Annotated in this window: 25 protein-coding genes; 7 read left to right on the top strand and 18 right to left on the bottom strand. The window is 71.3% G+C overall.

Features of this window, described 5'->3' with window-relative positions:
• Positions 1–9: 9 nt before the first annotated feature.
• From ACZ4XX_RS09860 to ACZ4XX_RS09840, 5 genes are all read right to left on the bottom strand, one after another.
• A complete protein-coding gene (locus ACZ4XX_RS09860) occupies positions 10–696 on the bottom strand; it encodes a hypothetical protein (RefSeq protein WP_468507433.1) in 687 nt (228 codons plus the stop codon).
• Positions 693–2,258 (bottom strand): AI-2E family transporter, encoded by a 1,566-nt coding sequence (locus ACZ4XX_RS09855; protein ID WP_468507432.1) that lies wholly within the window; start codon positions 2,256–2,258, stop codon positions 693–695. Before ACZ4XX_RS09855 ends, ACZ4XX_RS09860 begins: the two co-directional genes overlap by 4 nt.
• Positions 2,259–2,396: 138 nt before the next feature.
• Entirely contained in the window at positions 2,397–3,110 is a 714-nt protein-coding gene (locus ACZ4XX_RS09850) for an aggregation-promoting factor C-terminal-like domain-containing protein (protein ID WP_468507431.1), read from the bottom strand.
• 376 nt (positions 3,111–3,486) lie between these two features.
• Complete coding sequence (locus tag ACZ4XX_RS09845) at positions 3,487–4,812, bottom strand: PhoH family protein (RefSeq protein ID WP_468507430.1); 1,326 nt, start codon at positions 4,810–4,812, stop codon at positions 3,487–3,489.
• Positions 4,813–5,131: 319 nt separating this feature from the next.
• Positions 5,132–5,893, bottom strand: a complete 762-nt coding sequence (locus tag ACZ4XX_RS09840; RefSeq protein WP_030320536.1) for an isoprenyl transferase — start codon at positions 5,891–5,893, stop codon at positions 5,132–5,134.
• A 128-nt stretch (positions 5,894–6,021) separates the two neighbouring features.
• On the opposite strand from ACZ4XX_RS09840, the gene mgrA reads away from it, so the two are divergent.
• Positions 6,022–7,059 carry an L-glyceraldehyde 3-phosphate reductase gene (gene mgrA / locus ACZ4XX_RS09835; protein WP_468507429.1) on the top strand — a complete coding sequence of 346 codons (1,038 nt, stop codon included), beginning with the start codon at positions 6,022–6,024 and terminating at the stop codon, positions 7,057–7,059.
• Between the two features lie 432 nt (positions 7,060–7,491).
• Here mgrA and ACZ4XX_RS09830 read toward each other — a convergent pair whose 3' ends face one another.
• Positions 7,492–8,229, bottom strand: coding sequence for a prepilin peptidase (locus ACZ4XX_RS09830; protein ID WP_468507428.1), 738 nt, complete (start codon positions 8,227–8,229; stop codon positions 7,492–7,494).
• A 42-nt stretch (positions 8,230–8,271) separates the two neighbouring features.
• Here ACZ4XX_RS09830 and ACZ4XX_RS09825 point away from each other — a divergent pair, with 42 nt between their 5' ends.
• Complete coding sequence (locus ACZ4XX_RS09825) at positions 8,272–8,745, top strand: DUF192 domain-containing protein (protein ID WP_468507427.1); 474 nt, start codon at positions 8,272–8,274, stop codon at positions 8,743–8,745.
• Here the strand turns inward: ACZ4XX_RS09825 and ACZ4XX_RS09820 are convergent.
• On the bottom strand, positions 8,717–9,862 hold the full coding sequence (locus ACZ4XX_RS09820; protein ID WP_468507426.1) for a mannosyltransferase family protein: 1,146 nt from the start codon (positions 9,860–9,862) through the stop codon (positions 8,717–8,719). The genes ACZ4XX_RS09825 and ACZ4XX_RS09820 overlap by 29 nt on opposite strands.
• Before the next feature lie 122 nt (positions 9,863–9,984).
• A complete protein-coding gene (locus ACZ4XX_RS09815) occupies positions 9,985–10,386 on the bottom strand; it encodes a hypothetical protein (RefSeq protein ID WP_468507425.1) in 402 nt (133 codons plus the stop codon).
• 122 nt (positions 10,387–10,508) lie between these two features.
• On the opposite strand from ACZ4XX_RS09815, the gene ACZ4XX_RS09810 reads away from it, so the two are divergent.
• Together ACZ4XX_RS09810 and ACZ4XX_RS09805 are read left to right on the top strand one after the other, a co-directional pair.
• Positions 10,509–11,435 carry a hypothetical protein gene (locus tag ACZ4XX_RS09810; RefSeq protein WP_468507424.1) on the top strand — a complete coding sequence of 309 codons (927 nt, stop codon included), beginning with the start codon at positions 10,509–10,511 and terminating at the stop codon, positions 11,433–11,435.
• Between the two features lie 190 nt (positions 11,436–11,625).
• Positions 11,626–12,498, top strand: a complete 873-nt coding sequence (locus tag ACZ4XX_RS09805) for a hypothetical protein (protein WP_468507423.1) — start codon at positions 11,626–11,628, stop codon at positions 12,496–12,498.
• Positions 12,499–12,510: 12 nt separating this feature from the next.
• Here the strand turns inward: ACZ4XX_RS09805 and ACZ4XX_RS09800 are convergent, their stop codons facing one another.
• Complete coding sequence (locus tag ACZ4XX_RS09800) at positions 12,511–13,095, bottom strand: hypothetical protein (protein WP_468507422.1); 585 nt, start codon at positions 13,093–13,095, stop codon at positions 12,511–12,513.
• 228 nt (positions 13,096–13,323) lie between these two features.
• Between ACZ4XX_RS09800 and ACZ4XX_RS09795 the strand changes: the two genes are divergently transcribed.
• Positions 13,324–13,854, top strand: coding sequence for a hypothetical protein (locus ACZ4XX_RS09795; protein WP_468507421.1), 531 nt, complete (start codon positions 13,324–13,326; stop codon positions 13,852–13,854).
• A 4-nt stretch (positions 13,855–13,858) separates the two neighbouring features.
• Positions 13,859–16,096 carry a tetratricopeptide repeat protein gene (locus ACZ4XX_RS09790; RefSeq protein WP_468507420.1) on the top strand — a complete coding sequence of 746 codons (2,238 nt, stop codon included), beginning with the start codon at positions 13,859–13,861 and terminating at the stop codon, positions 16,094–16,096.
• On the opposite strand, the gene ACZ4XX_RS09785 is transcribed toward ACZ4XX_RS09790, so the two are convergent.
• From ACZ4XX_RS09785 to ACZ4XX_RS09775, 3 genes are all read right to left on the bottom strand, one after another.
• A complete protein-coding gene (locus tag ACZ4XX_RS09785) occupies positions 16,093–16,851 on the bottom strand; it encodes a DUF6193 family natural product biosynthesis protein (RefSeq protein ID WP_468507419.1) in 759 nt (252 codons plus the stop codon). The two genes, ACZ4XX_RS09790 and ACZ4XX_RS09785, sit on opposite strands and share 4 nt — an antisense overlap.
• Before the next feature lie 72 nt (positions 16,852–16,923).
• Complete coding sequence (locus ACZ4XX_RS09780) at positions 16,924–17,541, bottom strand: dihydrofolate reductase family protein (RefSeq protein ID WP_468507418.1); 618 nt, start codon at positions 17,539–17,541, stop codon at positions 16,924–16,926.
• The gene (locus tag ACZ4XX_RS09775; RefSeq protein ID WP_468507417.1) at positions 17,538–18,347 is read right to left on the bottom strand and encodes an alpha/beta fold hydrolase; all 810 of its coding nucleotides are present in this window, start codon (positions 18,345–18,347) and stop codon (positions 17,538–17,540) included. The genes ACZ4XX_RS09780 and ACZ4XX_RS09775 overlap by 4 nt, the downstream gene beginning before the upstream one ends.
• A 140-nt stretch (positions 18,348–18,487) precedes the next feature.
• On the opposite strand from ACZ4XX_RS09775, the gene ACZ4XX_RS09770 reads away from it, so the two are divergent.
• Complete coding sequence (locus ACZ4XX_RS09770) at positions 18,488–19,096, top strand: TetR/AcrR family transcriptional regulator (RefSeq protein ID WP_468507416.1); 609 nt, start codon at positions 18,488–18,490, stop codon at positions 19,094–19,096.
• Positions 19,097–19,663: 567 nt separating this feature from the next.
• Here ACZ4XX_RS09770 and ACZ4XX_RS09765 read toward each other — a convergent pair.
• The 6 genes from ACZ4XX_RS09765 to ACZ4XX_RS09740 all read right to left on the bottom strand — a co-directional run bounded on the left by ACZ4XX_RS09765 (position 19,664) and on the right by ACZ4XX_RS09740 (position 24,076).
• Positions 19,664–20,287, bottom strand: a complete 624-nt coding sequence (locus ACZ4XX_RS09765; RefSeq protein WP_468507415.1) for an OmpA family protein — start codon at positions 20,285–20,287, stop codon at positions 19,664–19,666.
• 9 nt (positions 20,288–20,296) lie between these two features.
• On the bottom strand, positions 20,297–20,884 hold the full coding sequence (locus ACZ4XX_RS09760; protein ID WP_468507414.1) for a hypothetical protein: 588 nt from the start codon (positions 20,882–20,884) through the stop codon (positions 20,297–20,299).
• A 30-nt stretch (positions 20,885–20,914) separates the two neighbouring features.
• Entirely contained in the window at positions 20,915–21,610 is a 696-nt protein-coding gene (locus tag ACZ4XX_RS09755; RefSeq protein ID WP_468507413.1) for a pilus assembly protein TadG-related protein, read from the bottom strand.
• 2 nt (positions 21,611–21,612) lie between these two features.
• Positions 21,613–21,825, bottom strand: a complete 213-nt coding sequence (locus ACZ4XX_RS09750) for a Flp family type IVb pilin (protein ID WP_468507412.1) — start codon at positions 21,823–21,825, stop codon at positions 21,613–21,615.
• Between the two features lie 405 nt (positions 21,826–22,230).
• Positions 22,231–23,118: a DUF5936 domain-containing protein gene (locus tag ACZ4XX_RS09745; protein WP_468507411.1), complete on the bottom strand. Its 888-nt coding sequence runs from the start codon at positions 23,116–23,118 to the stop codon at positions 22,231–22,233.
• Between the two features lie 16 nt (positions 23,119–23,134).
• Positions 23,135–24,076 carry a type II secretion system F family protein gene (locus ACZ4XX_RS09740; RefSeq protein ID WP_468507410.1) on the bottom strand — a complete coding sequence of 314 codons (942 nt, stop codon included), beginning with the start codon at positions 24,074–24,076 and terminating at the stop codon, positions 23,135–23,137.
• Positions 24,077–24,096 lie beyond the last annotated feature (20 nt).

Here is a 24,096-nt window from a genome sequence, read left to right as displayed (position 1 = left end):
GCCGGTCCGTCACTTCTTGAGCGCCGCCATGAGGGCGAGCGCGTCCTGGGTCATCGGGACGTCGATCCCGGAGAGATCGGGCTGCTCGGCGGCGCCTTCGATCGGGTTCCCGCTCTCGTCGACGGAAGTCGACCAGAACAGCTGGAGGTGGATCTCGGCCTGGCCGTCGAGGACCCAGAGGTTTCCACCCTGCCCGCCGGCGTCGTCGAACCAGGCCTGCTCGCCGATGCCGTCGATCTTCCGCAGGAGGCCGGCCTGCCGGGCCTTCGCCTCGAACTCGTGAGCGGGGTCGATCGCCTTGTGCAGCGTGTACGTCACGTCGACGGCCTGACTGGCCTGCTCCGGACCGAAGGAGGCCGAGCAGGAGGACTCGCTGATCGCCGTCTCGTCCAGGAACGGCCCGTATCCGTCCACGTTCCGCTTGCCGAGGATCCCGCCCAGCGCCCTGAGCTTCGCGACCTTGCAGAGTTCCTGCTCGCCGGGCAGGGTCGCGTACCCGCCGAGGTCCGGGCCCGGCTCCTTCCGCTGCTCGAACGCGTACAGCCCCCCGCCCCACACCGCCGACGCCACCACCGCGCCGCCGAGCGCCCACAGCCAGGGGCGGCGGGCCCTGGGCGGGCGCGGGGCCTGCTCCTCCGTCAGTACCTCGGTGGTCTCGTACGACGTGTCACCGTCGAGCTCCGGCTCCGAAATCATGTGTTCTCCCCCTTGGCTGCGAGCGTGCCGGGGGCCGGGGTCGGCGCGATCTCGTAGGCGGTCGCCCCACGAGGTTCCGGCGCGCTGCGCAGCGCCTGCTCCGTGCTGTACGCCCGAAGGTAGCCGACCACCGTGTTGACGACGGCGACCAGGGGGACCGCGACCACGGCGCCGCCGATGCCGGCGGTCAGGCCGCCGGCCGCGACCGCGAGGACGACGGCCAGCGGGTGGACCCGTACCGCGCGTCCGAGGATGAAGGGCTGGAGCACATGGCCCTCGATCTGCTGCACCGCGAGGACGACGACCAGCACCATGAGCGCGGTGAACGGCCCGTTGGTGACGAGGGCGACGACGACCGCGAGCGCACCGGAGACGACCGCGCCGACGAGCGGGATGAAGGCGAAGAGGAAGATGAAGACGGCGAGCGGTACGGCCATCGGCACCTCGAGGAACCAGAGTCCGAGCCCGATGAAGACCGCGTCGATGAGGGCGACCAGCACCGTGCCCCGCACATAGGCGGTGAGGGTGCGCCAGGCGCGCGGTCCCGCGCCCGCCACACCGGGCCGGGCCTGGGCGGGGACCAGCTTGAGCGTCCACTCCCACACCTTCTTCCCGTCGTACAGCAGGAAGAGCGTCGAGAACATGGCGAGCAGGATGCCGGTCATCGCCTCGACGAAGACGGCGACGCCCTGCAGTCCGACGGAGGTGATCTGCTCGGCGTTGGCGCCGATGGTGTCGCTGAGGTTCTTCGCGATGTCGTTGATCTGGCGCTCGGTCACATGGAACGGGCTGTCGAGGGCCCAGCGCTTGAGCTCCTCGATGCCGTCCTTGACGCGGTCGGTCAGGTTGTCGATGTTGTCCATCACCTGCCAGACCACGAACCAGCCGACCAGACCCATCACGACGAACCCGGAGACGGCGGTGACGGCGGTGGCGAGCCCGCGCGGCAGGCCCTTCCTGCGCAGCATGGCCACGGTGGGCTGGAGCAGGGCGGTGATGAGGAGCGCGGCGACGAACGCGAGGACGACCAGCTGGACGGAGCTGATCACCTTCATCAGCACCCAGACGGTGCCGGCGAAGACGAGCAGGCGCCAACTCGCCTCGGCGGCCACCCGCATGCCCCACGGGATCGCGGCGGCGGGGTCGGGCCGGGCGGCGACGGCCGGCGCGTACGAGGGGGGCGCGGGAACGGAGCGGCCGGGCTCGCCGGCCGGGCCGGCGGCCTGCTCCGGGAGGGGTGCGGCCAGGTCCGGGTCCACGTCGGGGCGGGCGGGCACGGCGACGGCGACCGCCCCGGCTCCGGTACTGGTACGGGAGCCGTCTCCGGCTCCGGTACCGGCTCCGGTGCGGGCTCCGGCTGCGGTTCCGTTTCCGGTTCCGCTCGTGTCCCGGGCGGCGGGGGCCGCGTCGGCCGGATGCCGCTCCTGCGGGTCCTCGTACGGCGGATCGAGCGGATCGAGCGGATCCACGCGCTCCGCCTCGGCTCGGCGCTCGTCGAGGCGTTCACCCATGCGGCTCAGACTCTCGCCCAGCCGGCCCAGCCACCCTGGCACTCTCGACATCGCTTTCCTCATCCCCCGCTCGCTCTTTCCCACCGTTTCCCCACCGTTCCCCCCGGAGGCCGTGGACCTTCGAAACTACACGCAAGAAGCCCCTCACCGTAGGACGGTGAGGGGCTCCCCGAAGTTGAGCACGCCGTACTAGTACCAGCGGTGGGACAGCCAGAACGACCAGGCGCCACACGGGCTGCCGTAGCGCTCGTTCATGTAGTTGAGGCCCCACTTGATCTGCGTGGCCGGGTTGGTCTGCCAGTCGGCGCCCGCGCTGGCCATCTTGTTGCCCGGGAGCGCCTGGACGAGACCGTAGGCGCCCGAACCCGGGTTGACTGCCTTGTAGTTCCAGGTGGACTCGTGGTCCACGATGTTGCTGAAGCACTGGAACTGCGAGGCCGGGACCATCTGGCGAGCGATCGCCTTGACCTCGGAGACGGAGTACGAGCCCTGCGCGCTGAAGGACGAGGCGTCGCGGACGGCGGAACGACTGGCGCGCTCCTCCTCCGCCTCCTTGCGCTCCTTCTCGGCCTTCTCCTCGGCGGCGGCCTTGTCGGCCGCCTCCTTCTTCGCCTCGGCGTCCTTGGCGGCACGGAGACGAGCCGTCTCCTCCGCGGACTTCTTGGCGACGGAGTCGGCAGCGGCGGCCTGGACATCGGCCTGCTCCGAGAGGGACGAGACCTGTACCTGGGCCTGCTCGCCCACGGGAATGTCCGCGAGCAGCGTCGTGTCGGCCGCGGTGGCCTCGAAGTTGTCGTCCGAGGACTGAGCGGCGTTACCCGACGCAACGCCCATGACGGCGCCGACGGTGGTGACCGCAGTGGCCGAAGCCACCGCGAATCCCCGGACCGAGATCCGGCTCACACGGTTTCCTTCCAGCACGCCCGCACAGGTGACCACGCGGCCGAAATCGTGCCCCTGGCGCTGGTCTTCGACGTACTCGGTCACAGAAGACACGGGCCCGTGGTGCTGTGGGCGGCATACGGCGAACGACTGTGGAGTTATGTGGTGCTTGTGCGCCTGAAGGTGCACGGGTGCCGTATGCGGGGCCTGACGGAAGCAAGACTCTGCCGGACGGCTACACCGCAAGGCAATTCTGCGCTGCGTGTGAAAGCTCACACCTGGGCGGGGGCAGGTGTTTTCGACGATGAGGGGGACATGGGGGCGCCGCCCGGCTAAGCTCCTGCGCTCTGCCGGGCGGCGCCAACTTCCGTACGGGTACGGACGCGTACGAATCGGGTCAGATCTGACCGTCCTCCAGCATCTCCGTCACGAGCGCCGCGATCTGGGAGCGCTCGGAGCGGGTGAGGGTGACGTGGGCGAAGAGCGGATGCCCCTTCAGTTTCTCGACCACGGCGACGACTCCGTCGTACCGGCCGACCCTGAGGTTGTCCCGCTGGGCGACATCGTGGGTCAGAACGACCCGCGAATTCGCCCCGATTCGGGACAGAACGGTCAGGAGGACGTTCCGCTCGAGGGACTGGGCCTCGTCCACGATGACGAACGCGTCGTGGAGCGAACGGCCCCGGATGTGGGTGAGCGGCAGGACCTCCAGCATCCCGCGGCCGAGGACCTCCTCCACCACCTCACGGCTCGCGACCGAGGACAGCGTGTCGAAGACGGCCTGAGCCCACGGGCTCATCTTCTCCGCCTCGCTGCCCGGCAGGTAGCCGAGCTCCTGGCCGCCGACCGCGTACAGGGGACGGAAGACCATCACCTTCTGGTGCTGACGGCGCTCCAGGACCGCCTCCAGGCCCGCGCAGAGCGCGAGCGCGGACTTGCCGGTGCCGGCCCGGCCGCCCATGGAGATGATGCCGACGTCCGGGTCGAGGAGCAGGTCCAGCGCGATCCGCTGCTCGGCGCTGCGGCCGCGGAGCCCGAAGGCCTCACGGTCGCCGCGGACCAGCCGTACGTTCCCCTCGGCGGTGATCCGGCCGAGCGCCTTGCCGCGCTCGGACTGGAGCACCAGGCCCGTGTGGACCGGAAGCTCGGCGGCCTCCGGCACGTACAGCGACTCCTGGTCGTAGAGCAGGTCCACCTGCTCGCCGGAGAGCGCCAGCTCGGACATCCCGGTCCAGCCGTTGGCGTCCGTGATGGCCAGTTCGGCGCGGTACTCCTCGGCGAGGAGTCCGACCGACGAGGCCTTGATGCGCAGCGGCAGGTCCTTGGAGACGACCGTGACGTCGTACCCCTCCGCCTGGAGGTTGCGCGCGACCGCGAGGATCCGTGAGTCGTTGTCCCCCAACCTGTAACCGGCGGGCAGGATGCCGGGGTCGGAATGGTTGAGTTCGACACGCAGGGTGCCGCCCAGGTCCCCTACGGGAAGCGGGGCGTCCAGGCGTCCGTACCGGACCCGGAAGTCGTCCAGGAGGCGCAGGGCCTGCCGGGCGAAGTACCCGAGTTCGGGATGGTGCCGCTTGGCCTCAAGCTCGGTCACCACGACGATCGGGAGCACGACCTCGTGCTCCTCGAACCGGGAGACGGCGTTGGGGTCGGCCAGCAGGACGCTGGTGTCGAGAACATAGGTGCGCCGGTCGGAAAGGCGGCGCTTCGTGCTTGTCACCACGGATGGACAGACCCCCTCGGAAGACCCCTGTGAGGTCGGGGTGCGACGGAACCGGTGTCGCTGCGGAATGGGACCGGGTTCGGGCCGCCGTGCACGGGCCGAACCACGGCCCTCCGCTTCTCCCGCGCGTGTCCCGCACGGTCGTCCTGGTGCAAGGGGCCTCCCGGGTGGCGGTCTCCGTGCCGCTCACTTCACCAGGGATATGCCCTCGAACAGGCTCTGCCATGCCATGGCATATGACGACGTGTTCGTGAACACGAGGTGATCGGTTCCGATCGGGTCCCCGGGGTGTTCCGGGGACCCTGAGGGGTGCCGTGGATCAGGTTCCGTAACGCCGGTGCCGGGCGGCGTAGTCGCGCAGCGCCCGCAGGAAGTCGACCTTGCGGAAGGCCGGCCAGTGCACTTCACAGAAGTAGTACTCGGAATGGGCGCTCTGCCACAGCATGAATCCGGACAGCCGCTGCTCGCCGCTGGTGCGGATCACCAGGTCCGGGTCGGGCTGACCGCGCGTGTAGAGGTGCTCCGAGATGTGCTCGACGTCGACGATCTCGGCGAGCTCCTCGAAGCTCGTGCCGCGCTCCGCGTGCTCCAGGAGCAGCGAGCGGACCGCGTCGGCGATCTCCTGCCGGCCGCCGTAGCCCACGGCCACGTTCACGAGTATCCCCGTGTTGTCGTGGGTGGCCTGCTCGGCCTCCTTGAGCACCGACTGCGTACGTGCGGGCAGCAGGTCCATCGTGCCGACGTGGTTGACGCGCCAGCGGCCGTCGGCGGCGAGCGCCCGCACGGCGTTCTCGATGATGCCGAGCAGCGGGACGAGCTGCTCCTCGGGCCGGTTCAGGTTGTCCGTGGAGAGCATCCAGAGCGTGACGACTTCGACGTCGGTCTCGGCGCACCAGCCGAGCAGCTCCTGGATCTTGTCCGCGCCGGCCTTGTGGCCCTGCTCGGGCGTCCCGCCGGAGGCCTTGGCCCAGCGGCGGTTCCCGTCGAGGATGACCCCGATGTGCTTGGGCACCTGGGCATGGTCGAGGCGGCCTTCCACCCGGCGTGCGTAGAGCCCGTACACCAGGTCGCGCAGGTTCACTGTTCTTTACCTCTCCATGCAGCGGCAGGCCCGCCGTACCGCGGCGGTCCGCAAGCGGCCACACTACTGCGGACGGGCGACAGGCTCCCAGCCCGGGACTGTCACAAGTCCGTGATAAGCAGAGATACGTGACTGATTCCCCCCTGTACCGCGCCTCCGCGGACCGCTACGACTCCATGGAGTACCGCCGCTCCGGCCGCAGCGGCCTCAAGCTCCCCGCGATCTCCCTCGGCCTCTGGCACAACTTCGGCGACGACCGCGCGCTCGACACCCAGCGCGCGATCCTGCGCCGCGCCTTCGACCTCGGCGTCACCCACTTCGACCTGGCGAACAACTACGGGCCGCCGCCCGGCTCCGCCGAGCTGAACTTCGGCAAGCTCTTCGCCCAGGACTTCGCGCCCTACCGCGACGAGCTGATCATCTCCACCAAGGCCGGCTACGAGATGCACCCCGGCCCGTACGGCGAGTGGGGCTCCCGCAAGTACCTGCTGTCCTCGCTCGACGCCTCCCTGAACCGGATGGGCCTCGAATACGTCGACATCTTCTACTCGCACCGCTTCGACCCGCACACCCCGCTGGAGGAGACGATGGGGGCCCTGGCCTCCGCCGTCCAGCAGGGCAAGGCGCTGTACGTGGGTGTCTCCTCGTACAACAGCGAGCAGACCGCCGAGGCCGCGCGGATCCTGCGTGAGATGGGCGTCCCGGCCCTCATCCACCAGCCCTCGTACTCGATGATCAACCGCTGGACCGAGGAGGACGGCCTCCTCGACACGCTGGAGGCGGCCGGCATGGGCTGCATCTCCTTCGTGCCGCTGGCGCAGGGGCTGCTCACCAACAAGTACCTGAAGGGCATCCCGGAGGGCTCGCGGGCGACCCAGGGCAAGTCCCTCGACCCGGACCTGCTCTCCGACGAGGTGCTGCGGCGGCTGCGCGGTCTCGCGGACATCGCGGGTCGGCGCGGGCAGTCGCTGGCGCAGCTGGCGCTGTCGTGGGTGCTGCGCGACGAGCGGATGACCTCGGCGCTGATCGGCGCGTCCAGCGTCGCCCAGCTGGAGGAGAACGTGGCGGCTCTCGCGGCCGCGCCGCTGACCTCGGACGAGCTGACGGAGATCGACTCGTTCGCCGTGGACACCCAGGGCACGAACATCTGGGCCGGCCGGGGCTGACGCTCCCGGAGTGACCGGGGGGGCAGGCCCTGAGGGGATCCGGGGCAGGCCCGACGGGATCCGGGAAAGAAAAACGGGCCGGTCCGTGGGGGGGATACGGACCGGCCCGAGGGGGGGTTTCCACCATAACCCTTCGATAGTCGTGTTGCGCGCCACGTACGCCGAACGAACCTCGCCGAATTCGCGGGATCCCAGTCGGGACAAGGGCTGCAGGGGGCTGTGGCGGGTTTGCGCCCCGGCGCGGCGGCGGAGTTCCGTCCCTCCGAAGAGGGACCGTCCGGGCCGGGCGCCGCGTTGACGGGGGCAGCCGCCCGGGACGGTTCTCCGGCAGGTCGGGCCCCGGACGCGCGGGTGGGCGGGCCGATGCCGTCACGGCGGGCGACCAGCCGGTGACCGCCGGCGGCCACGAGGGGCGGCGAGGGGCGGTGAGGGTCACGGGAGCGCGGTGAACGCGCCGAGGAGGAGCCCCAGCAGCCCGCCCGCGAGCATGAACGGGCCGAAGGGGATCGCCGAGGAACGGTCGGCGCGGCGCAGCAGGACGAGACCGACGCCGTACACCGCGCCGAGCAGGAACCCCAGGAACGCCCCGAAGAAGAGGATGTCCCAGCCGTACCAGCCGAGCGCCGCGCCCAGCGGCAGCGCCAGCTTGACGTCGCCGCGGCCGAGCTCGCCCGGGCTGATCCTGTGGAGCGCCAGATAGGCACCGCCGAGCGCGAGCGCGCCCAGCAGCGCGTGGAGCCAGGAGCCCGCGTCGTACGGCAGGAGCTCGGCGACCCCGAGGAGCAGCGGGACGAGGACGGTCAGCGACCGGGTGAGCACGTCCGGAAGGCGGTGCACGCGCGCGTCGACGGTGGCGAGGAGGACGGCGAAGGGCGCGCCGAGCAGCCAGACCGCCAGCTCGGGCCTGGGCCCGCCGGTGGCGGCGGCGAGCAGGGCGCAGACGAGGGCGGTGAGCAGCGGTGCCGTGCTCGGGCTTCCGGGCGTCGCGCAGTCCTGCCGCCCCGGCCCGCCGAGCCAGCCCCGCGCGGGCCCCACGAGCACGTGCCCGGCGGGGCAGCGGTCCCGCCACGGCTCCTCGAAGGGCACGGAGAGCCGGTACGCGGCGCGCGGCACGAGCAGCCCGACGGCGGTGCCCCACAGGGCGGCGGAGATGATCGTCGTGACGTACACGGAGCCGACCCTAGGTTCGGCGGGCCGCTACGGTCTGGCGTTATGGGGAAATGGGCGGACGGGACGGGGACGCTGGCGACCGACACGGTCCGGGGGGTGCCGCTGGAGGTGGCGGCCTCGTACCGCGCGCGGCGGCGGGGACTGCTCGGGCGGGACGGGATCGCGGGGGCGATGCTGATCGTCCGGACGAACAGCGTGCACACCTTCGGGATGCGGTTCGCGATCGACGTGGCCTATCTGGACGGGTCGTTCACGGTCCGCTCCGTCGTCACGATGCGGCCGGGGCGGCTCGGCATGATCCGGCCGCGCGGCCGGCACGTCCTGGAGGCGGAGGCGGGCTCGATGGCGGGCTGGGGGCTGCGGCCGGGGGTACGCGTGCGCGTGGAGACGGATTCCGGGCCCGGGAACCCGGAAGGGAACGGGATCGGGGAGGCCGGCGGGGACGGGATCGGCGACGCCGACGGGATCGGGGAGGCCGACGGGGGCCTCACGGCGGGCCCGACCCCAGCAGGGTGAAGGCCCCGTACACGGCCGAGGCGAGCGCGAGTCCGGCGAGGACCGGTACGACGGTCCGGAGACGGAGCCGCGCGAGGGCCACGGCGGGCGGGAGCAGCAGCCCGAACGCGGGCATCATCAGCCGCGGCCGGGAGCCGAAGTAGGCGGCGCCGACGAGCGAGACGAACACGACGCCGATCGTGTAGACGAGCAGCGGCAGCGGCTGCCGCTGCCGTACGCAGAGCAGGACGAGCCCGCCGAGCAGCCCGAGCGCCGCGCAGAGGCCGAGGGCGGCGGGCCACGGCAGGCCGGCGATGAAACGTGCGAGGGCGACACCGCCGTCGATGGAGTTGCCCCAGGCGGCCTGGACGTCGAAGTAGGCGGTCGCACTGTCCTGGCGGACACCGACGTACGCGATGTACGCGAGCCAGCCGAGCGGCGCGATGAGGACCCCGGCCACCGTGCGCAGGGGGAGCCGCCGGTCCCGTACGAGCGTGACGAGCGCGGTGATCCCGAGGGCGGCGATCAGGGCGACGGCCGTCGGCCGGGTGAGCCCGGCGGCCGCGCACAGGACGCCGGCCAGGATCCAGCGCCCGCGCAGGACCGCGTACAGCGACCAGGCGGCGAAGGCGGTGAACAGCGTCTCCGTGTACGCCATCGACTGGACGAACGCGGTCGGGTACACGCCCCAGAGAACGGCGAGCAGAAGGCCGGCGCGGGTCCCGAAGGCGTGCTCGCCGCACCGGTACATGCCCCAGGCGGCGGCGAGCCCGGCCGTCCAGGAGACGAGCAGCCCGGTGGTGGCCGCCTCCAGCGGGAGGACGGCGGAGAGACCGCGCTCCAGGGCCGGGAGGAGCGGGAAGAAGGCCAGGTCGGGGTGGACGTCGCCGTTCGGCAGGGTGGCCTGGTACCCGTACCCGTTCTCGGCGATCCGCACGTACCAGACGGAGTCCCAGCGGCCCTTGAGCCGGTGCAGCCCGTCCTCGCCGGTGACGGCTGAGGCGATCGCGAGGACCGCGAGGCCGATGAGGCGGGTCACGGCGTACCCGCCGACGGCGAGGACGGTGGGGTCGAGGGTGCGGAGGGGACGGACGGCACGGGTGCGACGGCTGAGTACGGGCGGGGACGGCGGGGACATGCGCCCGATTATCCCGGCGGCCCGTCCGGCTCAGCCCAGCGGCTTGGCGCGGCTCAGCACCGCGACCGTGTGCGGCTCAGCCCAGCGGCTTGGCGCGGCTCGGCACCGCGACCGTGTGCGGCTCAGCCCAGCGGCCTTATGCGGACGAACTTCGCGGCCATGACGGGACCGAGCTGCCGGACGATGCCGTGCCCCGGCTCGTGCGGGGAGGGCAGGTCGCCGAGGAAGGAGGTGATGATGACCTCGTCGACGCCGAGAACACCACGACAGCTCTGCTCCTCCAGGAAGGCGAGGGTCCGGCGCCAGTCCGCAGCGCACGGGGACTCGCCGAGGAAGGAGCGGACGGTGTCCTGGACGACGTCCCAGAAGAAGACGTGCGGCTGCACACCCCCCTGATGGAAGACATGGTTCTCGTACACGTCCCGGAACTCGGGGATCCGGGTGACGAGGTCACTGACCAACTGCACACTCTGCGCGCTCTGCACACTCGGGGCCGCGCCCGGAGTGTCGCCCGTCGTCGTCATCCGTCCAGAATGCTCCCGCCCGACGAGCTTGTCCCCCCACCTTTGCGCATTCCTGACGACGGCTTTCGGCAGGTTTTCCACAGGGGGTGCGAAGTGTCCCCCTTCCGTGGATCGTTGGGCGTATGTACGAGTTGGCGATCCTCGCCAGGGGCGGGGTCCTCCTGACGGTCTGGGCGGTCGCGGCGGGCTGGCCGCCGGGCCGCCTGACCGGCCGTCTGCGCGGGGACGGCTGGCAGCGGATCTGCCGGGGCGCGTGGGCGGCCCCGGGGAAGGAGGTGGACTGGCGGGTGCGGGCGACGGCGCTCCAGCTCCTGCGCCCGGAGTGGGTGTGCAGCCACGGAACGGCGGCGCGACTGCACCGCATCGAGCGGCTGGGGGCGCCGGGACCCGTGGATCCTCTGGAGTTCACGGCCCCGGCACCGTCGCGCTCGACGGCCGCCGAGGGGACACGGGTCCGCGTCCACGGCACGCGGTTCCTGACGGCCGACGACGGGTCGATACGAAGGGGCCTGCGGACGACGACCCCGGCGCGGACGGTCGGCGACCTGATACGGACGGCCGGCAGCCGGGAGGAGGCGGTGGTGGTCGCCGACTCGGCACTCGCGTGGCGGGCGGTCGAGGGGGTGCGGCGCGAACCGCTCGTCCGGTACGAGGACCTCGCCGCCGAACTCGCGGCACCCCGGCGGGGAACACCCCGCGCCCGGTCCTGGCTGCGGCTCGCCGAGCCGGCGTCGGGCTCGCCGGCGGAGACGGTGGCGAGGCTGCGGATGGGGGACGCGGGCCTGTTCCCCGAGTGCCAGCCGATCCTGCGGACGGCGGCAGGACCGCCACTGCGGCCGGACTTCCTGTTCCGCGCGCGGGGCCTGGCGGTGGAGGTCGAGGGCTACGCCTTCCACGGCACCCGACGGGCTCACGAGCGGGACGTGGCCCGCTTCAACGCGCTGCAGTCCTGCCCGGAGATCCGCCGCGTGCTGCGGTTCACGGCGGGCGAGGTCTTCCGGCATCCGAACCGGATGACGGCCACGATCAGGGCGGCGCTCGCTCTCTGACGGGGAGGGACAACGAGACGCACGATAAAGTCCGTTGGCTGCGAAGAGATCACCACCGCAGCGCGTCTCCACGTACGCCGCACGTACGCCGCCACCGCCCTCGGCCCGCCGTCGGAAGAAGGACGGGCGGGCAGCGGGCGGACGGACGGAGGCGATCTCCACCAACACCAGAGAGAATCAGGGAGTTTCGGTGTCCACGGCCCCCATGCCTCCGAGCAACCACCCGCACCAGAACGCCGGTTCGCCCGGCGGGCCGTTCCCGCCCCCTCCCCCGCGGCCGCCCCGACGACAGAGCTGGTTCGGCAGGCAGAGCGAGGCCGTCCGGATCACGGTCATCGGCGCGGTGATCGCCGGCGTCTTCTCCCTGGCCGGCGCCGTCCTGTCCTCAGCCCTGACGGACAAGGGCGAGAGCCCGTCGAACGCGAAGGCGCCGACGCAGCCGCCGTCCACCGCGCCGACGACCGCGACCACCGATCCGACCGGCACGCCTCCCGCGACCTCCGGCGCGTCCTCGGCACCCCAGGAGAAGGAGAGCGACACCGGCTCCCCCGACGAGTCGTCCACAGCCACGACTCCGGCCCCCCGGACGTACACGGCCCCCTACACGAAGCAGGTCATGGCCCTGGGGCTGCCGGCCGGCTCCGACCTCGGCAGCATCGACTTCGACGCACCCGCCACACACCGGTACACCGAGGACGAGTGGAACGGCGTGACGGAGAAGGCCGAACAGACCGGTGTCCCCGTGGAGGCGGACCTCACCTACCAGAACCCCAACTGGGGCTACCTCGTTCTCCGCAACGGCCGCAACGCCGCACAGCTTCCCGCCGCGAACGCGCCGGAGAAGGCGGAGGACTGCGCCAGGGCCGCCCAGGTCGGCGGTTTCACCGAGGAGAAGATGTCCGACTGGAACCTTCCCGCCAAGACGGTGCTGTGCGTCGTGACCGACAAGGGCAACATCGCCCGGGTCGTGATCACCGGCTTCATCGGTGGGGAATCCGGCTCGTTCGCGACTCCGCCCAAGCAGCTCAGCCTCGAGGTCACTCTCTGGAAGCCCGCCGCCTGAGCCGTCGGGGAATCAGAAGATGTCGGGCGTACGGTTCAGGACCCGGCCCGGCAGCGAGTACAGGCGGCCGCCCTGGGCCAGGTGCCGGGTGTAGACGCCCTGGAGGAGCAGGGCCAGGGAGACGTCCACGGCGTCGGCCGGGCCCTCGGTCCTGACGTCGAGCGTCACCGGCCTGCTCCAGTCGTCACGGGTGACCCGGACGACGATCCCCTGCCGGAGCAGCTCGTGGACCCTCTTGTCGTGCCCCCGCCGGTAGCGGTACGCCCGGCCGGCGAGGCCGATGCGCAGGGCCCGCCCGTCGCGGGACAGCCCGCTGCGGCGGCGGCTCAGGGTGCCGGTGTACTCACCGACCTGGAACCTGGCGCGGGAGGGCAGCGGCGCCCGCCCGAACCTGATGCCGCTGAAGACCCCCCGGGGCAGGCGCTCCCCCTCGACCGAGAACTGCGCGAAGCTGTCGCCCCGCCCGACGGCGTTCCCGTACCGCAACTCCACGAACCCGAGCCCGGGGACCGTCCCGCCCCAGGAGGGCGCGGGGCCGAGCCACCGGGAGGCGGCATCGGGGTCGGTGTGGCGGAGAGTGAATCCGGCGGTGCTCATGACACGCCAGTATGCCGGGGCTCGCTCGTGCGCGGGGCGCTTGCGTGCGGGTCACGGGGCGCGAGCCGCGGGTGCGGATCCTGGACCGCGGGTCCCCACACCGGTCCCGGGACGACCCCTTCACGGCGTGGATCGGGCGTACGGCCTGACGGGGGCACTCCGTGTTCGGCACGATGAGAGGGCCAGGGACGTATGCGGCCCGGGCCCGGGATCGTGGAGGGATACGGGATGACTCGCGCGGTGCGGTGGCTGGTGGTCGTGGTGACGGCGGCGGTCACGTTCGGAGTGTGCGTCTGGGTGGTACGCGCGCTCCCGTGGAGCTGGCTGCCCCAGGGCGAGGGCCCCCGCCTGGACACCGCCCTCGCCTTCGGCGCGGTGACGGCCGCGGCGGTGCTGGCGGCGGGCGGGTGGTGGGCGTCGCGCGAACTGCCGCAGCCCGCACCGGCACCGGCACCGGCACCGGCACCGGCACGAACGGTGAAGCAGGAGGCGACGGCCTCGGGGAACGGCCGGGTCACACAGGTCGGTGGCAGCCGGAACCCGTCCCCCGGGGCCCCGGGCGCCAGCCGCCCGACCTCGGTCGAACAACACGCGGAGGCGGGCGACGACGGAAGCGTCCTCCAGGCGGGCGGCCACCTGAACCAGCCCCCGGGCGCGTCCACCGACGGCATCCCCTCCCAGGTCGAGCAGCGCGCGAAGGCCTCCGGGCAGGGGCGTGTGGTGCAGGCGGGCGGGGACCAGCACGAAGAAGGGTCCTGAGCAGTTGACCGACCGAGGCCCGTCCGACGACGTCCGGCAGCAGGCCCACGTCTCCGACCGGGGTCGCAGCTACCAGGCGGGCAAGGACCAGTACGTCTCGCACATCGGGACCCAGCACGTCTGGGGGCCGGGCAGCGGCCCCGCACCCCGGGCGCTGGCCTCGCTACCGCCGGCCCCATGGCTGACCGGCCGGGAGGAGCGAACCGACGAGCTCCTGAAAGTCCTCGCGCCCGGAGGAGCGGGAGCAGCCGTGACGGTGGTGACCGGCCTCCCCGGCGTCGGAAAGAGTGCACTGGCCCTGCACGCCGCACACCGGGCCGTCGGCCTCGGGCACTTCCCCGGCGGAACCCTGTTCGTACACCTGCGCGGCTACGACCCGACCGGCCCGACCAACCGTGAACAGGCCCTGGAGTCACTGCTGCGGGCGCTGGGGGTACGGGACCGAGACCTGCCGGCGACGGTCGAGGAACAGGCGGGCCTGTACCAGTCGGAGCTGGCCCGGCGCGCGGAGGAACGCGGGCCGGTCCTGATCGTCGCCGACGACGCCTCGTCCCTCGGCCAGCTCCGGCCCCTGGTGCCCGCACACCGCAGCCACCGGCTCCTCGCCACCTCCCGCGACGCCCTGACCGCACCCGATGTCCGGGCCCGGCTGGTCCCCCTGGACGAACTCGACACCGAGTCGGCCACGGCCCTGATCGCCACCGCCCTCGCGCAGGTCCGCCCCGACGAGGCGCGCGCCGGAGCGGAACCCCGGGCCCTGGAGCAGGTGGCCGGACACTGCGGCCGGCTCCCGCTGGCCCTGACGATCGCCGCCGCGCTGTTGACCGACGACCCAGGCCTTCCGATCGCCACCCTGGCGGACGACCTGGCCGATGCCCGCACCCGACTCAGAACCCTCCGGTACGAGGACGGAGACGGCCGGTCCCTGGCCGTCCAGGCCGCGTTCGACCTGTCGTACCGGCGCCTCAGGAAGCAGGACGCCCGCCTGTTCCGCCTGCTCTCCCTCAATCCCGGCCCGGACCTGTCCCTCAAGGCCGCCACGGCCCTGAACGACCGGGAGGAACGGGAGACCCGCAGCAGCCTGGCCGCCCTGGGCCGCGCCTGCCTGATCAACGAGCAGCCGATCGGCTCCGGCCGCTGGCGCGCCCATGACCTGATCCGCCTGTATGCGGCCGAACTCCCGCAGGAGGAGGGCGAGGACGGTGCGCTGGAGCGGATCGTGGAGCACTACACGGAGACCTGCGTCGCGGCCGACGCCCACGTGCGCGCCCTGATCGGCGGCCAACCGGTACCCGCCCTCTTCGCGGATCGGACGGCCGCACTGGCCTGGCTGGACGCGGAGCGGGCCAACCTGATCGCGATGGTCCTGCACACGGCCGCCGACCGCCCCTGGAGCGTCCCGCATCTGGCGGACGCCCTGGATGCCTATCTGACTCGGCGCCGCCACTTCCACGACGCCATCACCGTCAACGAGTCCGCCGTCGCCGCCGCCCGCGAGGTCGGCGATCGCCACAACGAGGGCCGGGCACTCAACAACCTCGGCAACGCCCTCCAGGAGGTGCGACGTTTCGACGAGGCCATCCACGCCCACACGCAGGACCTCGCGATCTGCCGCGAACTCGGCGAACGCCGCAGCGAAGGGCAGACACTCAACAACCTCGGCCTCGCCTTGCAGGAGGTGCAGCGCTACGACGACGCCATCCGCGCCCACACGGAGGCCATAGCGATCCACCGCGCCATCGGCGACCGTCACAGCGAAGGCAAGGCCCTCAACAACCTCGGGCTCGTCCTCCGGAAGTTACGGCGCTACCACGAGGCCATCCACGCCCACGCGCAGGACCTCGCGATCTGCCGCGAACTCGGCGAACGCCACGACGAAGGCAAAGCCCTCAACAACCTCGGCCTCGCCCTTCGAAGAGTGGGGCGCTACCGCGAGGCCGTCGACGCCCACACACAGGACCTCGCGATCTGCCGCGAACTCGGCGACCGCTACGGCGAAGGTCAGGCTCTGAGCAACCTCGGCCTCGCTCTGCGACGGATGCGTCGGTACGACGAGGCCATCCACGCGCACACCCAAGCCGTCGTCATCTTCCGCGAGTTCGACGACATCCACGACGAAGGCACGGCACAGGGGATCCTCGACGCCGCCCTGCTGGAGATGCGGCGGAGACGCTGGTGGCGGGGCTGGCTCCGCCGTCGTGGTGGAGCGGCTGGACCCGAGGCGCAGAGCTCCTCCCGCTAGTCGAGCGCGTGGGCACCGGCCTCGCCGGCCGGGTTGCAGTCCGGGGGAAGCGCGTCCACGACCAGGGCGATCGCTTCGGCGACGGTGGCGACGACGGTGTGCGTGCCGAGTGGCGCCTGTTGGCTGCCGACCCGCCAGCTGTCGTCGTCGGCGGGGCCTATCTCGAAGAGGTCGTGGGAGAAGGGCGGCGCGGGAGAACGGTGGAAGGTGAGCCTTCCGTGGGTGACGAACGGGACAAGCCGCCGAAGCGCCGGGGCGGCGTACGCCGCTTCCACCAGCGGGCCGTTCCACTGGCCGACGGTCGCGGCCCTCGCCATGTCCCACGCGTACTCGGCAGCGCGCCCCTCCTCGTGTGCCACTGCGCGCGGGGACGCGGTGAGCCACGCCCGCCGCCCGGCGATCACGGTGAGCGCGTCACCGCGCTGCCAGTCGCCGATCGCCTCCGCCACGTCCGCCAGCGTCTCTGCGTGCCCGGAGAGGGCCGCTCCCAGCCAGGGCCTGGTCAGGTCGACCTTGATCTCGCGCCGGTCGCGTTCCAGGACGACATGGACTTTCCCGCGGTCGGCCTCGACGACGAGGGTGACCGGCCCGTGAGGTGCCGATGCCCCTTCCGCGAAACGCAAGGGCGCCAGGGTGACTCCGGCCACTGTCGCGAAGCGCAGTAGCCCGGCGCCGGGGTCGCCGGCGTCGCTGCCGAGCTCCGGGTAGAGCACGGCATCCATCGTCGGTCCGTCGTACGGGGCCTGCGCGGTCACGGATGATCTCCCTCTCGTCCGGCTGATCATGCTATTCGCCCGCTGTCGCCGGACCCCGGCCCCAGGAGCCGCCTAGGACGAGGTGATCCCGTACGTGAGGTGAGTGACCTGGGGGGAGTCGACCACCCGTGTGGGTTCGAGTCCGAGACCAGGTGAGACGCCGTCGAAGAGCCGGACGCCCGAGCCGAGTACGACGGGCGCGAGGTGGATCTGGAGTTCGTCCAGCAGTCCGGCGTCGATGAACTGCCGTACGGTGTCGGCACCGCCGGAGATCTGCACGTCCTTGTCCCCTGCGGCCTGGCGAGCCTGGGCCAGTGCACGGTGGATCCCTTCGGTCACGAAGGTGAAGGTGGTGCCGCCCTGCCGTACCCATGGTTCCCGCGGGGTGTGGGTGAGGACGAGGACGGCGGCGCGGAAGGGCGGCGGGTCGGGCCAGCCGACCTCTCCTTCGGCGAACATCTGCCGCCCCATGATGTAGGCGCCGGCACGGGAGAAGTTCTCCTGGACGATGTCGTCGTCCTGGTTGGTCTGCCCTCCGCCGATGCTCTGGCGCTCTCGCCAGCTCTCGACGCCGAAGACCCATTCATGGATCCGCATTCCGCCGTCACCGAGCGGGTTGTCGGGACGGGAGTCGGGGCCGGCGATGAAGCCGTCCAGGGACATGCCCAGACTGGCGAAGACCTTGCTCATGCCTGCCCCTCGGTGGTGAAGAAGCCGGTCAGGACGGGGGCGAGGAGCTCAGGCTCGATGCCGTGCTCCTGGCCGGGGAAGACGTGCAGGGTGAAGTTGTCGGCCAGTGCGGCGAGTTCCCGCGCGCCGGTGAGCATGTGCGGGGCGCCCGCGTCCCCGCTGCCGATGAGGACGGGCACGGTCACGGACCGCCAGCGGTCGGCGGGCAGCGGCCGGCCGGACATGGTGTCCCCCATGACCTGGCCGTCGTAGGGCAGGGTGCGGGCGGTGGCTTCCATGCCTGCCCAGAAGGGGGCCTGCCGCATCCCGGCGACGGCCTCGGCGGGCATGCCCACGGCTGCGGTCATGAAGTAGGCCACGGCGTCGCCGTACGCCCCCTGCTTCACGAGGTCCGTCAGACGGGCGACGTAGTCGGCGGGCAACGGCGGGCGGTCGGAGTCGGTGATGAAGGGCGGCTCGTACAGGGCCAGCCTGGAGACGGCGCTGCCCCGGGCGACGGCCTCAAGCGCCAGTACGGCGCCGGAGGACATGCCGAAGACCATCGCCTCGCCGCCCGCGTACTCGATCAGGGCGTCCAGGTCCTCGACCTCGCGCTGTACGTCGTACTCCGGGCCGTCCCCGCTGTCGCCGCGGCCGCGGCGGTCGTACGTGATGACGGTGCAGTGCTCGGCCAGCAGGCCGGCGAGTGCGGCGGAATCGCCGCGCGTCATGAAAGCGCCGCCGACGAGCACCACCGCGGGGCCCGAGCCCTGCCGCTCGTAGGCGATGGCCGTGCCGTCGGCCGAGAACACCTTGTCCGTGCCCATGAGGAACCACTCCATCTGTGTGCGGGGTGCGCAGGGCCGGAAGCCCAACCTTGGAACTGGACGGTACAGTACTCACGCGAGTACTGATCAGTCCAGTACTCTTCCGTGGGCGGGGCAGGCACATGGAGAAGGAGCCGATGATGGACAGCCGTTCAGCGCGCAAGCACGAGGCGATCCTGGAAGCCGCGACCAGCGTCTTCCTGGACAAGGGATACGCGGGAACGAGCATGGACGACATCGCGAAGCTGGCCGCGGTGTCCAAACAGACCGTCTACAAGCACTTCTCCGACAAGGAGAAGCTCTTCGCCGACATCGTCCTGGCCACCACCGACCGGCTCGACACCACGATCGACCTGCTGGCCGACGTCCCCACCGGCGACGCCGACCTGGAAGAGAACCTGACCAGGCTCGCCCGTCAGCTCCTCACCGCCCTCACCGACCCCCGCGTGATCCAGCTGCGGCGACTGATCATCGCCAACGCCGACGTCTTCCCCGACCTGGGAACCGAGTGGTACGAGCGGGGCTTCCAACGAGGGCTCACCACGCTGGCGGCAACCTTCCAGCGCCTGACCGACCAGGGACTCCTCCACATCGAGGACACACTCCTGGCCGCGAACCACTTCTCCGGCCTACTGCTGTGGACCCCGGTGAACAAGGCCATGTTCACCGGCCGCGCCCAGCACACCGAGGCCGACCTCGACCGCTACGCCGCCACCGGCGCCCGCGTCTTCCTCGCCGCCTACCGCTGACCCTTGCCCCCGGCCTCGCCGACCCGTAGTGACCGTACGGCGCGCTCGCCGGACCCGCCGGACCCGCCGGACCCGCCGGACCCGCTGGATCGCCGAGGCTCAAGCCGCGGGCTTCGGGCGGTGTTCTACGGATGGGGGTACGGGTCGGGGACGAACGCTGGCCAAGCATCTGCCGTACGGGCAGTGCGCCCTCCGCACCGCCCTCAACCGCATCCAGCGGGCCGGCCACCTGCGGCGCGGCCGGGAGTGCCTGAGCGGCCGGTGGATCACCCGAACGTGGTTCACCCGAACGCCGCGCGACAGTGGGTGGTGGGCCGCCTTCCAGCAGGGCGACGTGCCCCGCGAGGCGAAGACGGCGAGGCGGTCACGGGCCTACATCCTGCTCGCCCCGCTCGGCCACGCGGACACGCTCCGGAACGGCGACTGCGGGCCCTGCCGCGCGAGCACCCCGCACTCCCCCACCCGCGCCCCCACCCGGACCCGCACGGGGTGCGGGCGCGGGCGGCCGCGATCCGGGACCGGCTGGAAGAACTGCGGGCCTGACGGCCCCGGGGATTCGGCTCGGGGTCAGGGCGCGGCGGGTGGGGGCGTGGTGCGGGGGAAGGAGATCTCGACGCGACGGTTCTTCTTCCGGCCCTCCTCGGAGCCGTTGTCGGCGATCGGGTAGTCCTCGCTGTAGCCCCGGATGTCGAAGGTCGTACCCGGATCGAGACTCCGCGCGAGCACCTGCTGCACGGCGACGGCCCGCTCCTTCGACAGCTTGAGCCCGTGCTCGTACGTCCCGAGGTTGTCGGTGAACCCGAAGACGCGGACACGGCCGGAGCCGAGCTTGTTGATCTCGGCGGCGATGGCGGCGATACGGGCGTTCGCGGCGGACCCGAGCTTGGCACTGTTCTTGGGGAACAGGACCTCGGCCTGCAGCGCGAACGTCACGTCCACGTTGGTGTCCTGACGGCGCTGCTCACCACCCTCGTCTTCGACGATCTGCTTGATGTCGAGCACCTTGGCGGCGGCGAGGGTGGCCCCGTCGGGAAGCATCAGCCCCGGGGAGTTCGGGTCGATGGCCGGGGGCGGGGAGGCACTGGCGGCGGCCCCGGGAGGATCGTCGGCGTACGCGACGGGCACGACGAGGGGCCCCAGGGCGACGGAGGCGACCAGGAGAGCGGCGAGGCGGCGGGATGTCGTCGTCATGGCGTCGCCTCAGGAGAGTTTGAGGGTGGCGGGTTCGAAGGTGGGGAGCTGGAACGAGACGTCGGTGGTGGCGGCCGGGGGGGCGGGGAATTGCATGAAGACTCCCATCGACTCCCCAGCCGGGAGGACTCCCAGGTTGGTCGTGGTCAGGGGGCGGCCGTCCGTGTCCCTCAGAACGTAGTAGCGCTTCTTTCCCACAGAGTCCACGAGGGTTGCTCCACCAAGGGACGTGCCATGCTTTCGCAACTCGGTCTCGTCCCCTCTGACAATTGCAGGAACAGCACGGCCTCGGTCCGAGGTGTTCTTCAAGGTCCCCTTGATCGTCAAGAACCCGCCGGAATCGCGCTCCGCCGAACCGATGGCGAGTTCGAAACCATCTTGGCCCTTCAGAACAGCCAGCGGCTCTGCCGGCTCCTCAGCAGTCGCCGACGGCTGAGGGCCGGCACCCTTCTGAGGCGCCGATGACGTCGTCGCGGCCGGCTTGTCTTTTGCCTGCGGCTTCTCCTCTGCACCGCAACCGGCAAGAAGGACAGCCGCGCATGTTGCGGCAATGGCAGCACCCACCCGGAAGGCATTCCTTCCGTATTGCATGTTCATGCTTCGCTCATTCCTCAGTCGTCGTCGCAGTCAGGTGAAGAGGCGCACGGTGAAGAGGTCGGACACATCAGGCAGCGTCGGCGCTTCGGGATCGATCTCCCACTCCGTGCCGTCACACGTGAGCCCCACGATCGGCTCGTCCGCCTCTTCGTCCTCTTCGGGCGGTGGCGTCTCCGTGGGTTCCGACGGTGGGCCCGAAGACGGGTCCGACGGGGCCTCGGTCGACGGATCGGGCGTGGGCGCAGGCGGATCGAACCTGCACAGCGGCTCCACGACCGCCTCCGCCGAGGCGACGGCGTGAAGGGACTCGGTGTCGGGAACGATCGACCGCCCCACCGTTCCTGTCGTGCTCACCGTCACCTTGAAACCTTCGACGCCCGAGGTGAGGCGCTCGCAGCCGCCGTCGGGCGCGAGTTCCGCCTCATTGCGCGCCGCGAACGAGGCAGCGCGTTCACAAGCCGGACCCTCCAGATATTCCTCCCCGCGAAGGAAGGGACCCCATTGATCCGGGGTCAGGAGTACATCGAGCCATCGTTCGCGCAGCTGGTCACGAGCGTCCTGTGCAGCAGCGAGCGCAGCAGCGTCGGCGGCGGTCTGGGCTCCGTTGCGTGTCGCTGCGGCCTGGCCCACAGCGAAGTACACAAAGGCAAGGAACAGCACTCCGGCAATCACTGCGACGTAAGCAGGGAAGGCCTGCCCAGAGTCCCCACCCCTGCCATCGATCACAGCTAGTCCGTCAGCTCGGCAATCTTGTTCCTGATCGCATCCATGATCGTGTCGCCAAGCTCCGTGCCGGTGATCGCCACAACGATCGCCACCACCACCACAATGATCCCCAGATACTCCACCGCCGTCTGCCCGCGGTCGCCGTCCCTGGACCTCGTCCAAGTGGCAAGTTCGAGCTTGGCCTTGGTCAGGGCCTTCAGCATCGCGTCGTTCATCGTGGTCCCCTCCGCGTTCGGACGCCTGCGCACGGTCACGGTACGCCGACGCTCCGGTCGGCGCACAGGGCCCGTGGGCCCCTCTGTGGGCCCTGGTCATCGGGTGGGCCTGGAGCCCAGCAATGAGGCTATGGCCTCGGTACGGGTGTGGGTGGGGAGTTTGGCGAAGATTCGGTCGGTGCGGTTCACGGGGTCGCCGTGGCTCCTGACCGGCCCCTTCGTGATCCCGCAAGTCGTCGCGACCGTGCGGCTGTTCACGTCCATCACTCCCACCCCCCTCACACTCCGTCCCCACTGTTCCACACTCCGTTGCACGCGCGAAGGGGTCGTCTCACAGTGCGGCCACATTCGGACAGTCGAGCCTCGCCGAGGCCGCCGAGGCCGCCGAGCCCACCGAGGCCGCCCTCACTCCCCCGTCACCGACCCGAAGTCCGTTCCCGTGCCCAGGAACAGGCCCGCCCCCAGCAGGATCATCGTCGCCGGAACCATCAGCGTCGTGATGACCATCGTCGCCTTCGGGACCGCCTTCGCCGCCTTCCTGCGCGCGTTCTGCGCGTCCGTGCGCCGCATGTCGTTCGCGATCTGTATCAGCGTGTCCACGATCGGCGCACCCAGCTCCTCGCCCTGCTGCAGCGCCGTCACGAACTGCGCCACCTGCTCCGAGTCGTTCCGGCGGCGCAGTTCGTCGAAGGCCTGGCGGCGGCTCACGCCCATGTCCATCTGCCGGAGCGTGATGCGGAGTTCGTCCGCCCACGGGCCCTCGTACTTCTCCGCGACCCGCTCCAGCGCCTGCCGGAAGCCAAGGCCCGCCGAGACCACGACGGCCAGCACGTCCAGGAAGTCCGGCAGCGTGCGTTCGATCTGGTCCTTGCGGATGCGGACCGCCGACCAGATGCCGACCTCCGTCCAGAACGCGCCGAACGCGAAGAGGAGCACGGCCACCAGGAAGGATCCCCTGCTCAGCATGAGCAGGCCGCCCAGGACGCCCAGGAAGCCGTAGACCGCCCGCCGCGCCCCGTACCGGTCGATCGTCAGGCCTCCCGGGTTTCCGGCCAGGTCGATCCGGCGCCGGACGGCGTTGACCCGCTTGGGGCCCATCAGCCGGAGCACGGTCGGCGACCAGCGCATGCCCAGGCGGTCGACGGCCGAGTCGACGGCCCCCGTACGGGTGGCGCCGACCTCCAGGGCGAGCCGGAGGTCGTCGGGGAGCCTGGCGTCGGCGCGGTAGAGGCGCAGGCCGTACGCGGCCCCGGCGACGGCGAGGCCCGCGAGGAGGGCGAGGAGGAGGTCCACTGCGGCAGTCCCGTCCCTACACGTCGATCTTCGAGAAGCGGCGGATGGCGATGAAGCCCACCACGTACAGGGCGAACGCGGCGACGACGGCGAACTGCCCGAGGCCCGAACCGGTCATCCGGTCCAGCGCTCCGGGCTGCATGTTGTCGATGAGCAGCAGCGAACCGACACCGATGACGGGGACGGAGTACGCGGTCATGCTCACCTGCGAGAGCTGGGTGCGGACCTCGCGCCGGGTCTCCTTGCGCTCCTCCAGCGTCTCGGTGAGGTTCCGCAGGGAGGAGACGACGGTGCCGCCGGCCCGGTTGGCGAGGACCAGGGTGGTGACGAGGACGACGAGTTCGCGGGACGGGAGGCGTTCGGCGAGTTCCCCCAGGGCGTCGTCGAGCGACGTGCCGACGGACAATTGCTGTGCCACCTTCTCCAGTTCGTCCCCGGCCGGCGCCTCCATCTCGTCGGCGGCCAGACTGAGGGCCATCCGGAGCGCGAGGCCGGCCTGTGTGGCGTTGGCCAGGATGCGGGAGAGTTCGGGGAGTTGGTTGATGAACTTCTCGATGCGCTTCTGGCGCTGCCAGCCGAGGTAGCCCATCGCGACCCAGATCCCGAGGAGTCCGCAGATCGGGCCGAAGAACGGTGACAGCGCCGCCTGGCCGACCACCCACAGGACGGCCACCGTCGCCGCCAGGGCCACCGTGAACTCGCCCGGGGTGATGTCGAGGCCGGTGGCCGCGATCCGCAGCTCCAGTTTCCGGCCGAGGGCCGTCCGGCGGACCCGCCGGTCGACGCCCTGGAAGCGGCGCCTGCGACGGCCGGTCGCCTCGGGCGCGCCCGACTCGTCGAGCCGCGCGACCAGCGCCGCGTGCCGGCGCGCCCCGCTCGCGTACAGCTGGATCCCGGTGATGCCCAGGACGCAGCAGAGCAGCGCGACGCCGATCGTCAGCCAGAAGGGGTCGGTCATGTGCCTTGCTCCTCGTCGGC

The sequence above is a fragment of the Streptomyces sp. NPDC029956 genome (genome assembly GCF_055574655.1).
The sequence above is the reverse complement of the archived record's forward strand: the minus strand, read 5'-3'. Positions and strand labels throughout refer to the sequence as shown.